This window comes from Bacillus haimaensis, assembly GCF_048270625.1.
Taxonomy (GTDB): Bacteria; Bacillota; Bacilli; order Bacillales; family Bacillaceae_I; genus Sutcliffiella_A; species Sutcliffiella_A haimaensis.
Genome location: NZ_CP158164.1, coordinates 1,115,295 through 1,128,394, shown reverse-complemented (window position 1 = coordinate 1,128,394; position 13,100 = coordinate 1,115,295). Strand labels below are relative to the sequence as shown.

At 41.3% G+C, this 13,100-nt stretch carries 15 protein-coding genes; 2 read left to right on the top strand and 13 right to left on the bottom strand.

Annotated elements, in window-relative coordinates; translation table 11 throughout:
* Positions 1–2: 2 nt before the first annotated feature.
* The 5 genes from ABN702_RS05540 to ABN702_RS05520 all read right to left on the bottom strand — a co-directional run bounded on the left by ABN702_RS05540 (position 3) and on the right by ABN702_RS05520 (position 4,705).
* Positions 3–1,265, bottom strand: coding sequence for a hypothetical protein (locus ABN702_RS05540; protein WP_417899751.1), 1,263 nt, complete (start codon positions 1,263–1,265; stop codon positions 3–5).
* An 11-nt stretch (positions 1,266–1,276) separates the two neighbouring features.
* Positions 1,277–2,143: a polysaccharide deacetylase family protein gene (locus ABN702_RS05535; RefSeq protein ID WP_417899750.1), complete on the bottom strand. Its 867-nt coding sequence runs from the start codon at positions 2,141–2,143 to the stop codon at positions 1,277–1,279.
* Between the two features lie 387 nt (positions 2,144–2,530).
* The gene (locus ABN702_RS05530; protein ID WP_417899749.1) at positions 2,531–3,346 is read right to left on the bottom strand and encodes a class I SAM-dependent methyltransferase; all 816 of its coding nucleotides are present in this window, start codon (positions 3,344–3,346) and stop codon (positions 2,531–2,533) included.
* 18 nt (positions 3,347–3,364) lie between these two features.
* Positions 3,365–4,195, bottom strand: coding sequence for an inositol monophosphatase family protein (locus tag ABN702_RS05525; RefSeq protein WP_417899748.1), 831 nt, complete (start codon positions 4,193–4,195; stop codon positions 3,365–3,367).
* Between the two features lie 48 nt (positions 4,196–4,243).
* Entirely contained in the window at positions 4,244–4,705 is a 462-nt protein-coding gene (locus ABN702_RS05520; protein ID WP_417899747.1) for a DinB family protein, read from the bottom strand.
* Positions 4,706–4,919: 214 nt separating this feature from the next.
* Here ABN702_RS05520 and ABN702_RS05515 point away from each other — a divergent pair, with 214 nt between their 5' ends.
* On the top strand, positions 4,920–6,899 hold the full coding sequence (locus ABN702_RS05515; protein ID WP_417899746.1) for an LTA synthase family protein: 1,980 nt from the start codon (positions 4,920–4,922) through the stop codon (positions 6,897–6,899).
* Here ABN702_RS05515 and ABN702_RS05510 read toward each other — a convergent pair.
* From ABN702_RS05510 to ABN702_RS05485, 6 genes are all read right to left on the bottom strand, one after another.
* Entirely contained in the window at positions 6,883–7,056 is a 174-nt protein-coding gene (locus tag ABN702_RS05510; protein WP_417899745.1) for a hypothetical protein, read from the bottom strand. The two genes, ABN702_RS05515 and ABN702_RS05510, sit on opposite strands and share 17 nt — an antisense overlap.
* A gap of 227 nt (positions 7,057–7,283) precedes the next feature.
* On the bottom strand, positions 7,284–7,832 hold the full coding sequence (locus ABN702_RS05505; protein WP_417899744.1) for a peptide-methionine (S)-S-oxide reductase MsrA: 549 nt from the start codon (positions 7,830–7,832) through the stop codon (positions 7,284–7,286).
* A 108-nt stretch (positions 7,833–7,940) separates the two neighbouring features.
* Complete coding sequence (locus ABN702_RS05500) at positions 7,941–8,666, bottom strand: hypothetical protein (RefSeq protein ID WP_417899743.1); 726 nt, start codon at positions 8,664–8,666, stop codon at positions 7,941–7,943.
* On the bottom strand, positions 8,663–9,367 hold the full coding sequence (locus ABN702_RS05495) for a hypothetical protein (RefSeq protein WP_417899742.1): 705 nt from the start codon (positions 9,365–9,367) through the stop codon (positions 8,663–8,665). The genes ABN702_RS05500 and ABN702_RS05495 overlap by 4 nt, the downstream gene beginning before the upstream one ends.
* Positions 9,368–10,213 carry an ABC transporter ATP-binding protein gene (locus ABN702_RS05490; RefSeq protein WP_417899741.1) on the bottom strand — a complete coding sequence of 282 codons (846 nt, stop codon included), beginning with the start codon at positions 10,211–10,213 and terminating at the stop codon, positions 9,368–9,370.
* Between the two features lie 11 nt (positions 10,214–10,224).
* On the bottom strand, positions 10,225–10,818 hold the full coding sequence (locus ABN702_RS05485) for a TetR/AcrR family transcriptional regulator (protein ID WP_417899740.1): 594 nt from the start codon (positions 10,816–10,818) through the stop codon (positions 10,225–10,227).
* A gap of 180 nt (positions 10,819–10,998) precedes the next feature.
* Between ABN702_RS05485 and ABN702_RS05480 the strand changes: the two genes are divergently transcribed.
* On the top strand, positions 10,999–11,643 hold the full coding sequence (locus ABN702_RS05480; protein WP_417899739.1) for a glycosyltransferase: 645 nt from the start codon (positions 10,999–11,001) through the stop codon (positions 11,641–11,643).
* A gap of 48 nt (positions 11,644–11,691) precedes the next feature.
* Here the strand turns inward: ABN702_RS05480 and ABN702_RS05475 are convergent, their stop codons facing one another.
* Both ABN702_RS05475 and ABN702_RS05470 read right to left on the bottom strand, forming a co-directional pair.
* On the bottom strand, positions 11,692–12,414 hold the full coding sequence (locus tag ABN702_RS05475; RefSeq protein ID WP_417899738.1) for an amino acid ABC transporter ATP-binding protein: 723 nt from the start codon (positions 12,412–12,414) through the stop codon (positions 11,692–11,694).
* Positions 12,407–13,075 carry an amino acid ABC transporter permease gene (locus tag ABN702_RS05470; RefSeq protein WP_417899737.1) on the bottom strand — a complete coding sequence of 223 codons (669 nt, stop codon included), beginning with the start codon at positions 13,073–13,075 and terminating at the stop codon, positions 12,407–12,409. Before ABN702_RS05470 ends, ABN702_RS05475 begins: the two co-directional genes overlap by 8 nt.
* Between the last annotated feature and the right edge of the window lie 25 nt (positions 13,076–13,100).

Here is a 13,100-nt window from a genome sequence, read left to right as displayed (position 1 = left end):
TTCTACCTCTCCCCTTTAAGCTTGGATACTAAATGAATAATATGCTTGTATTGCATGAACTTGTTTTCGTTAGGTATATAATAGATCATCGTAGGCGTCTTTAAAATAGGAAGCCATTTGCTCCTATTCAGCGGAGCGGCATCAGCGGGGAGCCACCTGATTCTTAATAGCTCTTCCTGACTCTTTGTATTGATGATAGTCAGTGCATCAGAAATATCATTCCTTGAAAAAGTCGTTTTTTGCCTCCATTCGTCTGGGAAATTGATGTAAAAGCCATTTTCAAAATCTACATATCTTTCATGGACCAAAAGAAAGCTTTTATTACTTGTCAATTGATAGTAAGCGTGTATCCATCGCATTTCTGCAAGAGGGACATCCTCCCAGCCGCTTGGTTCATACAACGAGCCAATTTCGATGATACCGTCTTCGTTAATGTCTTCGGAATAAACAAATCGTGGTTTGTATAACGGGAAATCAACTTCATCTGTTGCTTTTTCCAATTTGTTTTTATTCCATGTGACAATTTGGGTTTGAGCAGAATTCGCGCCTTGAGAGGCATCTAAAAAGATGGCGTCCCTAACCTCATTTATTTTTCCAAGTCTGAGCACTTCGTAGCCATTTACAAATTCATCTAATGGTATTTCACTGACCAATTCCAATGACATTTTCTCTGTCATTTTATACGCAGACAATTTTGCGGACACATTTCTATCAAAATGTAATGTATATAGAAGTGGGGCTTTCTCTGAAATAGTACCTGCAATAAATTGGTGGTATTTACCAACCTCCATTAAACTCCACTTGTTTTCAGGCGAAAAGCTTATCACAAACAGGTTCTTCTGATATTCATCAAATGATTCTGTCGTGACCATCAATTCGTCCACGCCATCCCTATTCAAGTCTTCCGTCTGAATCATATGGACATCATTACCATTCAGTGAGAGCTCTCCAGTTTTGCTCCAGTGATTATCCATATATGAAAACAGACGCATGGAAATATTTCCATATTCATTTTCATTTTGAAAAAAAACAGCTGCATGAATTCTTTCTTTTCCAGAGTATAGAAAGGTGATTTTATCTTGCTCCGTCCTTTGCGGAAGTATAGGAACTGTTCTTTCTGGTAGAGCCTGTTTTACGATTTCTGATAGCTCCTCCTGTTGCTCCGATTTTTCTGGGAGCGTTACTAGACTAATGGGGGAACTGTGGAAATCCATACATCCTGTCAAGCATAATAGTATTGAACAAAGCAAAAGAAATTTGTGCATGAATCTCATCCTTAATGAAATTGTACAGGCTGCATCTCCTCTGTCAGCCCTTTGAAGGTGTAGCCTTTATCAATTAATGTATCTAAAAGTTGCGGCAAATACTCGACAGTAGTAACCAAGTCATGAAGAAGAACAATAGGGGTAATGTCACTTTCCTCTAACTGTCTGATCTGTTGCAATGTTTCATCGACATAATCTTCTCCCCTATAATACCAGTCCATACTATCTACATTCCAATCCCACATTAAATAACCTTCTTTTTCGATCGCCATTATGTATTCAGGGGTCATATGCGGCATGGAACCATAGGGGGTACGGATCAGATTGGAGTCTTTTCCTGTAATGTCCCGGATTGCTTTTTGGGCCCTGTTCATTTCATCGAGCACGGTTTGCTTGGATGCATAAAATAGGTTTAGATCATGGGTGACACCATGCAATGCCAAGCTATGTCCTTCTTCCATCATTTTCGTTACCAGCTCATCGTTTTTTTTGATCAGCGGTTCCAGCATAAAAAAAGTAGCTGTTGCATCATATTTAGAAAGTACATCCAACAGCGCTTCAGTTGCGTTGTTAGGACCATCATCAAAGGTCAGGAATATGAGCTTCTCATCCGATTGCAGTTCCTCTTTTGGAGTAGCGATTTCTAATTCTTTCTTGATTGTAGACCCACTTAGGGTTATATGGTGTAATTCAGCCTTTTTTCCAACATGCTTCAAACTTGGTGGTATATCTTTATTGATTGTAGGTGCTTCAATTTTCCCTGCAGTTTGACCCAGCGGCAAATTAGTTGGAAGGAAAAGGATTACTGTCACCATAAATGCAACTATTACTGACAACTCCCATTCTTTAACTCTTTTCCTTTTCTGTTGTCTGTTCATTAAGTTTCCTCCATACATTTAATCTTGTTTTAAGTGTAAGAGGTTGTTAGTTTGAAAGAGTTACAAAAAGGTTACAATATCGACAATAATTGCAGATGGGAATACGAATGATATGGGAGGATTAGTGAGATAACTTTGTAGACAAAAAGTTGGATTGCCATGAAAATGGTTTGGGAGGGGCTTCGTTTTTTTTGACAACCATTGGTGGTGTAACCTTAGAAATTTTCGGAAGGAACTTTTGGAATAATTGGATGTTTCGACTAAAAATTCATGAATGAAAAGGTATACTTAGCTTTTGCCAATTCCATATTTTTTGTCTAATGGGAATATGTAAGTTATTCCCCTCATTATTTTGTTACAATGATAGGGATTTATCTCCCCAAACTATCATCTATCCTTTTTTCTCCCGATATAAAGCAGATGGGAAGATACCCCAAGTAGATAAGGGTCTGCAGCTTTTTCAATAAATAGTTGAAGAAGTCTGTCCATATCCGATTCTCCCCTTTCATTCCAATAGCTCAAGCTTTCTTTGGAGAGCATGGCACCGACATTAGAACCTATCAGTTCCATCGTTTCAAACCCGTTCGCTTCCATGAATGGCGTGATTTCCTCAATATTGAAATAGTAGGCACCGGTAAAACGACCTTCATCGGCATGAGTGAAACATCCTGAATCGGCAAACTCACCAATCGCATCCATTGTGTTATTCGGCTTCCAATTACCCGGTGCTTGCAGAGAGGATAGGATGTGTTTGCTACGTGGCATGAACGCCACAAATACTATACCTTTTTGTTTTGTAACTCTATGTAACTCTTGTACTGCCTTGATGCGGTCCTTCTCATCCTGCAAATGATAGAGGGGTCCGAGCATCAAAGCTGCATCAAATTGATCCGATTCCAAGTTTGATAGATTTGTTGCATCTGCTGCCTGAAAATCATCGAAGGCATCACTCAAGCCAAGCTCGTTCGCTTTCGATTCCGCTATACCGACCAATCTGGGAGTCAGGTCTGTTAATGTGACCCGGTATCCCTCTCTGGCCAATTCCATCGAATATTTCCCTGGACCAGCCCCATTATCCAGAACAGTCCCTTCACTTGGCAGGTACTTCTTGATATAATGCCAGTTTACTTGAAATTCAATAGGCTCCCGTTCCAAGCGGCCCCATTCATCGAATTGATTGTAATAGTTGATAATCTTACTCATATGCACACCTCTTTATCTCTATTTTGCCAATGATGAAACATTTGAAAGTTCTAACCCTTCGTTTACAAGCTTCAGGAAATAATCCTTATGTTCGGGATGGCAGGCAATAAAGTAAGGTGCTTTGCTCGAATCTGTTTGCTTGAACTCATTTCCTTCAAAATCCACGACGATCCCCCCCGCCTCTTTTACCATCAGAATCCCGGAATACAAATCATCCCCTTCCGAGTTGTAGAGGATGATTCCATCGAGGTCCCCTTTTGCCAGCATGCACCATTGCAACGTTGGCGCCCAGAGTCTCATCATTCTCTTACAATTCACATCTATGTAATTTCTCAGTCGTACCGCTTTTCCTTCATTCTGGACTTTATGTCCTTGAATCCACCCTACAATGGACCTTTCAGGATATTCCTTTTTCTTGATGCTAAGAGGCTTTCCATTACAGAATGCGCCATCATTGATGGAGGCAACATAAAGTCGGTCCACCATCGGCTCATAGATGACACCTAGTACCGGTTCATTTTTAAACAGCAGCGTGATGGAGGCAGAAAACACAGGCAGCCCTATTGCAAAATTATTCGTTCCATCTAACGGATCGATCTGCCAATACCAATCACTTGCCACACCGTTATCACCTGCTTCTTCACTTTGTATTCGGTGGTCAGGAAACACCCGGCTTATTTCCTTTAAAATAACCGCTTCCGCTAAATAATCGACCTCTGTCACCAGATCCCCGAATTCATCCTTTTCCTCCATTTGCGCAGCCTGATCGAATCGCTCTTTCGCAATGGTACCCGCTTCGACAATGACTTTAGTGGCAACTTTCTTGGCAAGTTGTAAAATATCCTTCATAAATGACCCTCCATTATTTATTTGTATTCAATTGGTAGATGCCCTTTACTATCCTAAATCTCTTCCTATGAAATTTGCGGACACAGGCTTTAACCCCATCTCTCTTGCCCAGACCGAAATCTGCCCAATATGGTGGATTTCGTGTGCAATAACATGATGTAGAATCTCAGCTTTCGAATAGGAATCATTGTTCCAAGCAACCTGAATGCGTTGATCTGACGAAGACTCGGAATAGCTTTGCAGAAATGCTAGGATTTCCTGTCTATACTCCTCTGACAGTTCCAACACTTTATCAAGCGTATTATATTCCTCAAAAGGTATGACTACATCGTCTTTCCCTTGAATACCGCAGATCCAGCTGTACTCCACGTCGATGATATGAAAAAAAGTATAAAGAATACCTCCCATTCCGCCTATCCGTTCTTTTAACATTTCCTCATCAGGTAACTGCCTGCACCATTCGAACCATTCATCTCTAACCTGCCAGTTATATTGGAAAAATTTCAGCATATGCGAAGCACTCCTCGTACAATACTATTCTCTCAATTTAAAAAAAACATTTATTTTCATAGTATTCCAACTGTTCCAACATATCAAGAACTTCAAAATAAGGAAAAAGGACTCTCTATAGTAAATAATGCCTAATTTGTGGTAACATAATATAAAAACTGAATATTAAGAAATCAAACGGAGCATATACTTATACATGGGGAGGTGATAGAGATTGAAGAATAACAAGAAATTGCATTTATTCGGCTTTTTTATTCTTTCTTTTTTTCTATCGGAATTGCTATTCAGAATAATTATGGATGCTCATAATGTATCACCTATCGGTCAAGGGTTATGGATATCCTTCTTATTTTCCTTTTCCATAGGAATGGTGTTCCTGGCAATAAGCTCGATCTTTCATAATAAGCTTAACTTTATTATAAGTGCAGCTTTATTATTTTCGGTAGGGTTTATCTATTCCAGTCAATTGGTCTATCATGATTTCTTCCGGACTTTTTATACCTTTTATTCCGCTGGAAATTCGGCACAGGTCATTGATTTCTGGAGGGAGATCCTTTCCGGAATATGGAGCAACCTACTATGGATTCTCATTTTCTTTCTTCCGATGATTTTGCTCATTATTTTCCGAAATGGCCCTTTCTCTTTTCAAAAATCCAATGCAAAAGTGGTTGTCAGCTTGTTTGCCGTTTCCCTTTTTCTGCACGGTGGAGGATTGGTGTTGGTGGCAAGTGGAGATAAATCACAAAATACCGCTTACGACCTTTATTTCCACAATAGCTCTCCCGTCCTTTCTGTAGAAAAACTCGGGCTGCTTACAAGTATGCGCGTAGATTTTATGAGGCTGTTGACTGATTGGTCCCCAGTACTGAAGGAACCGGCTTTTGTGACTGCACCTCCCGATAAGCCGGAGGATCTGGATAAACCGACGGAAGAACTGCCAGGTGACATTCCTGCTCAGTTCAATATGATGGAAATCGATTTTGAGACCTTGATTGCGGTTGAAAAGAATAACACCATAAAAAGGATGCATCAATATTTTTCACAAGTCGCTCCAACAAAGAAGAACGAATATACCGGTAAGTTCAAAGGCTACAACCTGATATTGATAACAGCAGAAGGTTTCTCGCCCTATGGAGTGGACAAGGAAATTACACCTACCCTACATAAACTCGTGCATGAAGGCTATCAATTCACTGATTTTTATGTTCCGTTATGGGATGTCAGCACTTCTGACGGAGAATATGTGGCTTTAAACGGACTGATACCGAAAGCGGGAGTCTGGAGTTTTTCAAAATCAGGAAACAATCATGTTCCTTTCGTGATGGGGAATCAATTAGGGCAGCTTGGCTATAAAACTGTTGCCTATCATAACCATACTTATTCCTACTACGACCGTCATATCTCACATCCTAATATGGGCTACAGCTATAAGGGAATAGGGAATGGTTTGAACATTAAGGAAACCTGGCCGTCATCCGACTTGGAAATGATGGAGAAGACAACAGGTGACTACATGAAAGATGAACCCTTCCATGCTTACTACATGACAGTCAGTGGACACTTGGAATATAATTTTGGCGGTAATCAAATGGCTTACAAAAATAAGGACTATGTCAGCCACCTGGACCATTCCGACCAGGCAAAAGCCTATATGGCGACCCAGATTGAACTGGACAGGGCGATGGAATATTTACTTTCCCAGCTTGAAAAAGAAGGGGTGGCAGATAACACCTTAATAGCTTTAAGTGCCGACCATTATCCATACGGACTGGATTATAAGACGATTGATGAGTTCGAAGGTAAGGAAGTGGAACGAAATTTTGATCTATACAAAAGCAACTTGATCATCTATGCAAAAGGAATGGAAGAAACGGTCATTACAAAGCCTGTTTCAAGCTTGGATATCCTTCCGACTCTCTCCAACCTGCTCGGATTGGAGTATGACTCGAGGCTTTTGATGGGCACAGATATCTTTTCCGATTCTGATCCGCTCGTTATTTTCCGTAATAAAAGCTTCATATCAGACAAAGGGAGATATAATGCAGAGACGAAGAAATTCACACCAAATGCTGGAGCAGATGTGAATCAATCCTACTTGGATCAAATGATATCCATCGTAGATCAGAAGTTCTATTATTCTGCACAGATATTGGAGAACGACTACTATCAGGCTGTTTTTAGAGACCAACCATAATATCCGATAAACACTTTGTTGATAGTGAAAATCGCTGCAAGGTTGCGAAGGAAGTCATTGTTTCATTGACTACCTTTGCAGCCTTTTTCTTTTTGTACCGTAAACTACCACTTTCTCCCCTCGTCACGGTACGAATTCTTCCCTTTCGTACCGTCACAACTCCCCCCTTTTCACCTTCTCGCGGTAGGAATCCTTTCCTTTCGTACCGTTTCTAATCCTCTTTTCCTCATCTCGCGGTACGAACCCTTCCCTTTCGTACCGTATCTACTTCACTATTCGGCTTATCAGTACGACTGCTCTGACCTTTTCTTCCGCTATACTAAAACAGGCAAGGAAACGCTTAGTTTCCTTGCCTGCATCCAATTAGGGGCTATTGAATCATTTTCACCAACGAATTCCATCAATCAATTCCACAAGTTCCCCTCTTGCTTCTCCCGATAAGTTCCAACCCGCCATTTCTTCTTTCAAATCCGCAAGTGTACCATATCCCTTTACAAAGCTATTCAGCCTGGCAACCAGTGTCGCATTCACCAATTGCTCATGGGTTCCGTAATAAGACATCAATCTATCCATTGCTTTTGGATACCGCTTCAGATAATATTTCTGATGCCGCTCCTCCGCCAGGGTAAATCCTCGATACGAAGCGATTTCCGTCTCAATTTTATCCTCCATCGATTTCTCCAAGCTATCTTTCACGCGCTCTATCATCTCTTTTTGTTCAGCATCATGAAACAATAGAATGGAAAGATATTGTCGGCCCTTATAGTTCCCGCGGTTAGGATTATGGGAGCTCCAAAAGTGCTGTACGATATCTTCAAAACCGATTACTTCCGGATCGAAATCAATCTCGAGACATTCCGTATGATCTGCCATCTGTCTATAGGTCGGATCCGGCGTTGTACCTCCAGCATATCCGACTCTTGTTCTTATCACTCCAGGTAAATACCCGAACCGGGCATCTGTTCCCCAGAATCAGCCCATACCCAGGGTTACTGTCGCAAGATTGGGATTGCTTGAAAATGCCATTCCCCCCACTCCTTCCTATTCCGTTTTGTTAATAAACATACGATATAATACACCAATATACAAGGTGTGAACTGCTACCCCGCCAATCAAAAAGAAGGCGAATGAACCAGCTCCATCCATTCCTGCTGCCATTGCCATTACTGGCCAGAATGTGGGCAATATCGCCAAAATCCATTGAAATGATTCAGGCATGAAAAACAGGAGTAAAGGCAAGGTCACACTCACGCTCAATACCTTATTCAGGGCCAGGCCCTCCACTTTATTGTTGGCAAAATTCGCAAGCATTAGTGCAAAAATAGGAGCCTCCAGTGCAAACAACAGAGCCAGAAGAACACCTGCAATCACCGGAAGTTCCACCAGATCAGCCAGTAAATGAACGGCAAAAAACAGCAGAAAGGTAAGCACTAAAGTGGATCCGATCCGATACCGCATATAACCTGATTTACGCATGGGGGTTACGGCGTAGTAGGCAAGCATCCCTTCGTCCCTGTCATCAAGCAATAGGAATCCTGCCATCATTCCAAGCATGGAGGGAACGGTTAGGAATGCCATCGCAAGTATGGATACATGATAACCCTCCAACGAAAATGAATAGTTCTCCTTCAGCCATTTTTCCAGAACAGGAAGAAGGAACCGAATAAATAAAGCCAGAATGATGGGGGCAAATACCCCGACTAGAAGAATACCATCCCTCCTGATCAGTTGAAGATCCGTTTTTGCAAACTGATTGATTCTCATCATTTTTCATCTCCCGCTGTTGCGAGTATATACTTGTGAAAATCACGCTTGGCCCAAAGGTATAGGCCCACAGCCCATAGCAGCAGGATGAAAACTGCCAAGAAAAACTCCACTATCTTCAGCTCTTGAAAAGTTCCTTCCATTAACAAAAGTCCAGCGTAACTCGGTAACCATTTGAAAAAACAAGAGTCCCACCATCCAAACAATCCGACAACCGGGACAAAGAAAACCATCAATACCAGTGGAGAAGTCAAAAGGAATTGATTGACCGTGTTGACTCTGACCGCAAGCAAGAGCCCGATGAGCGTAAAAACAATGGAGCTTAATAGAATACCAACCACAAAGGGAATTACGTCAAAAGTGGAATGAACCATCAAAAGAATCGCTCCACTTGAAACCAACGAAATAATAGATAAAGAGAGTACTTTGGACATTAGAAATTCACCGACACTTAAAGGTGTCACAAATAACGCATCGTACACACCCTGGCTCTTTTCCAACAGAACAATACCTCCCACAAAAAATGCTCCCAAAAAAGATGGATCGCTGAACACCACAACAATTGTCACAACATCCAAGTAATCGGCAGGAACATATTTCAGCATCCCAACATAAATAATGGTCATGAATAGATAGGCATAATAGAATCCATGCTGAAATTGAAATCGCATATCTGAAACAGTGAGTAGGAGGATCCGTTTCATCTAAATAAGACTCCTTCCTGTCACTTCAATAAAGATTTCTTCCAGTGACTTCACTTTTGTCGAAATGCTGGCAATGCTATTGGTGTTTACCATGGCCATAAATTCTTTGTTTTCTCCCGCATTTTCCAAAGGGAAGTTCTGTATCGTCCCTTCCTTTGACTCAACAATGATTCTCTTCTCCCCTCCACTCTCTTTCAAACGCTTGGGAGAATCAATGAGCGCAATTTTCCCGTCTACAATAAAAGCGACACGGTCACAGAGTTCTTCTGCAAGCTGCATATTGTGGGAGGTGAGGATGATGGTCTTTCCTTCCTTCTTCTTCTCGAGTATTATATCCTTCAGTTTTTTAGCATTGACGGGATCAAGGCCGGATGTCGGTTCATCCAGAAAGAGAATATCAGGATCATTCAAAAGTGCACGACAAAAGTTCAATCGCATTTTCATCCCTTTTGAATAGCTGTGAAACCGATGCTTGGCATCGCTCTCAAGGCCAACCAGCTTAAGCAGTTCCATCACAGGAATGGTTGGCACGGTATAAAGTCCTTTGAACAGCTCTAAATTTTCATATCCAGATAGTTTGTGATAAAAATTCGGAAATTCAAAAGCAACCCCAATTCTTTCATAGAAATCCCTGTTTCGTTCCTTCACTTCCGTTCCCATTACTCGGACAGATCCTTCATAATCACCGAGAAGACCAATCAAAATCTTCTGCGTCGTACTTTTCCCTGCCCCTGAAGGACCGAGAAAACCGAAGATTTCCCCTTCTTGAACCTCGAAGGTGATGTCCTTTATGGTGTTTACTTCCTTGCCTTTGAAACGATAAGATAAATTCTTCACCTTGATCATACGTCTTCCCCCTATTTGAACAGGCGATCTGCCAAGCTTTCCGCCATAAGCTCCATTGTCTCCCAGTAGACCTCTTCCCCTATCTCTTTTTGATGCAGTGCCAGAAAAATGAAGGAACGGAACGCACCACTCACCACTTCCGGACGTACTGATTCCATACTTCCTTCTGACTGCCAGAGTTTTACGAGTGGAGTCAAATCCTCCGTATCTTTGTTTATATGCTTCTCCATACGCTCCGGAGGCAGTTTCCTCACCAATCGCTCCATCTCGTTCTGTTGGAATAGTTGTTGGATAAATGGATTTTTTTCAATTGTTTTGATCGAATATAATAAAAGCTGTTTGAAAGCCCCAGCTGTCATGGGACTTTTTATATGCTCAAGAATGGTCGCTTTCAGTTTCTCCTCCTCTTGTTCCAAAATGGTGAAGTATAGTTCTTCTTTGGATGAGTGAAAAAGATAGAATGTTCCCTGGGCAATTCCCACCGCTTTTGTCAGCTGTGAGATGGATGTCTTTTGCAGCCCAAATCTCTCAAAAAGCTCCTTTCCATTTGTCAGCAGCTTTTCATGAATGATTTCCTTCTCTTCATTGGTAAATCCCTTGGACAATTTTCTCCGCCTCCGTGAACCTATGAATATTTTTATTTTTTATTCATAAATATTATAACTTTTTCATGTACAAAAAACAATTAATTTGCAAGCTGATTGCATGTTACATGGTGAGTAAAATCAGAAAAATATCAAACAATAACAGCATATCTACCAATTCCAAAAAAAGGAGAAGATCTTTTGAAAAAACTAATTTTGAATCTAACTCTCTTGCTTATGGTCATTCCTACGATTTTTAACCTTACGAACGTCGAAGCGAATGGAGTCATCAGCCAAAATCAGAAACTAAGCGAATCAGCCGTTCAATTGAAGGGGGACTTAAGAAAACTCTGGATCGATCATACAATATGGACTAGGAATTATATTGTTAGCGCATTGGCGGATTTGGAAGATAAGGATAAAGTATTGGTAAGACTGCTGAAGAACCAGGAAGACATAGGAAATGCCATAAAACCATTTTATGGGCATGATGCTGGAGACAAACTGACTGCATTGTTAAAGGATCATATTCTCATTGCTGGAAAAATAGTGGACGCAGCAAAAAAAGGAGATCAAGCTTCTGCAAATAAACACAATAAAGAATGGTACCAAAACGCAGATGATATCGCGAAGTTTCTAAGCAATGCTAATCCGAATTGGAAGGAACAGGATTTGAAGGATTTGCTGTATATGCATTTGGCACTGGTTACAGACGATGTTGTAGCAAGAATAAAAAAGGATTGGGATGCGGATATTATAGCTTTTGATAAAGGCGAAGACCATATCATCATATTGGCAGACGCCCTTTCAGAGGGTATTATGAAGCAATTTCCTGATAAGTTTTAAATAAAAGTAAGCAGTACCTATCCCCAAAATAGGCACTGCTTTTTTCAATTAAAGCATTTTCTCCAAAAACACCTTCGCACGCTCGGACTTCGGTGCGGTAAAGAATTCCTGCGGCGGTGAGTCCTCCACGAGCACACCATTATCCAAAAATAATACGCGATCGGCCACTTCGCGGGCAAAGCCCATTTCATGAGTTACAATCGCCATGGTCATACCCGAATGAGCGAGTGACTTCATAACCTCCAGCACTTCTTTAACCATTTCCGGATCAAGTGCGGAAGTTGGCTCGTCAAATAGCATCACTTCAGGGTCCATTGCAAGGGCACGGGCAATCGCAACACGCTGCTTCTGTCCGCCGGAAAGTCGACTTGGGTATTCCTTCGCCTTTTCCAACAGTCCCACTTTTTCAAGCAGGTCCATCGCCTTCGCTTCTGCATCCTTCTTACTGACACCTTTCACGGAAACCGGAGCGTAAGTCAGATTTTCCAACACGGATTTATGTGGAAAAAGATGAAAGTGCTGAAAGACCATTCCAAGATTTTGACGCACCTTCATGATGTTTGTTTTTTTCCTTGTCACATCCTCACCTTTAACGAAAATATGACCGGATGTCGGTTCTTCCAGAAGGTTTAGACAGCGGAGAAATGTTGATTTTCCAGAACCGGATGGGCCGATAATCGCTACTACTTCCCCTTCTTTTATCTGAGTTGATATGTCTTTTAATACTTCCAGCTTGCCAAAGGATTTATGCAAATTATCGACTTTAATCACTGCGTCTCATTCTCCTTTCTATCACTTTACCAAGAAGCGTCAGAATCATAACAAGTACGTAATAGATCAGACCTGCAAAAATGAATGCCTCCAAGAAAGCATATGTGTTGGATCCAACCATGTAGGATCGTCTCATTACATCACTTACCCCGATTACCGTAACAATGGCGGATTCTTTCGTAAGTGTAATGTATTCATTCATTAGTGCGGGCAAAATGTTTTTCAATGCCTGTGGTAAAATAATATCCTTCATCATCTGACCGTAAGGAACGCCAAGAGCCATCGCTGCTTCACGCTGCCCTTTGTCAACAGCTAGGATACCGGCACGGATTACCTCTGAGATGTAAGCCCCTGAGTTCAGTCCGAATGCCAACACTGCTGCTGTTACCGGTTCAAGATTGATGCCAATTGCTTGTGGAAGTCCATAATAGATAATCATCAATTGCAGTACAAGTGGGGTCCCACGGAAGATGGATGTATAAATATCCGCCAGAATTGTTAGTAGTTTAATTCTACCAATTTTACATAATGCCAAAAGTGTTCCAATAACAAACCCTATAACACCGGCCAAAGCTACCACTTGTAAAGTAACTTTCAGTCCTTCGAGTATATATCCAATGGAACCACTTATTGAGCTGAAGTCTAAGAAATCGAAATTCAAGTGCTACCATTCCTCTCTGCTGTAT

Coding starts and splice junctions, on each gene's coding strand:
- ABN702_RS05500 (WP_417899743.1), bottom strand. CDS start 8,666: ATGATGAGAATCAATCAGTTTGCAAAAACGGATCTTCAACTGATCAGG.
- ABN702_RS05520 (WP_417899747.1), bottom strand. CDS start 4,705: ATGCTGAAATTTTTCCAATATAACTGGCAGGTTAGAGATGAATGGTTC.
- ABN702_RS05530 (WP_417899749.1), bottom strand. CDS start 3,346: ATGAGTAAGATTATCAACTATTACAATCAATTCGATGAATGGGGCCGC.
- ABN702_RS05535 (WP_417899750.1), bottom strand. CDS start 2,143: ATGAACAGACAACAGAAAAGGAAAAGAGTTAAAGAATGGGAGTTGTCA.
- ABN702_RS05525 (WP_417899748.1), bottom strand. CDS start 4,195: ATGAAGGATATTTTACAACTTGCCAAGAAAGTTGCCACTAAAGTCATT.
- ABN702_RS05490 (WP_417899741.1), bottom strand. CDS start 10,213: ATGATCAAGGTGAAGAATTTATCTTATCGTTTCAAAGGCAAGGAAGTA.
- ABN702_RS05495 (WP_417899742.1), bottom strand. CDS start 9,367: ATGAAACGGATCCTCCTACTCACTGTTTCAGATATGCGATTTCAATTT.
- ABN702_RS05540 (WP_417899751.1), bottom strand. CDS start 1,265: ATGCACAAATTTCTTTTGCTTTGTTCAATACTATTATGCTTGACAGGA.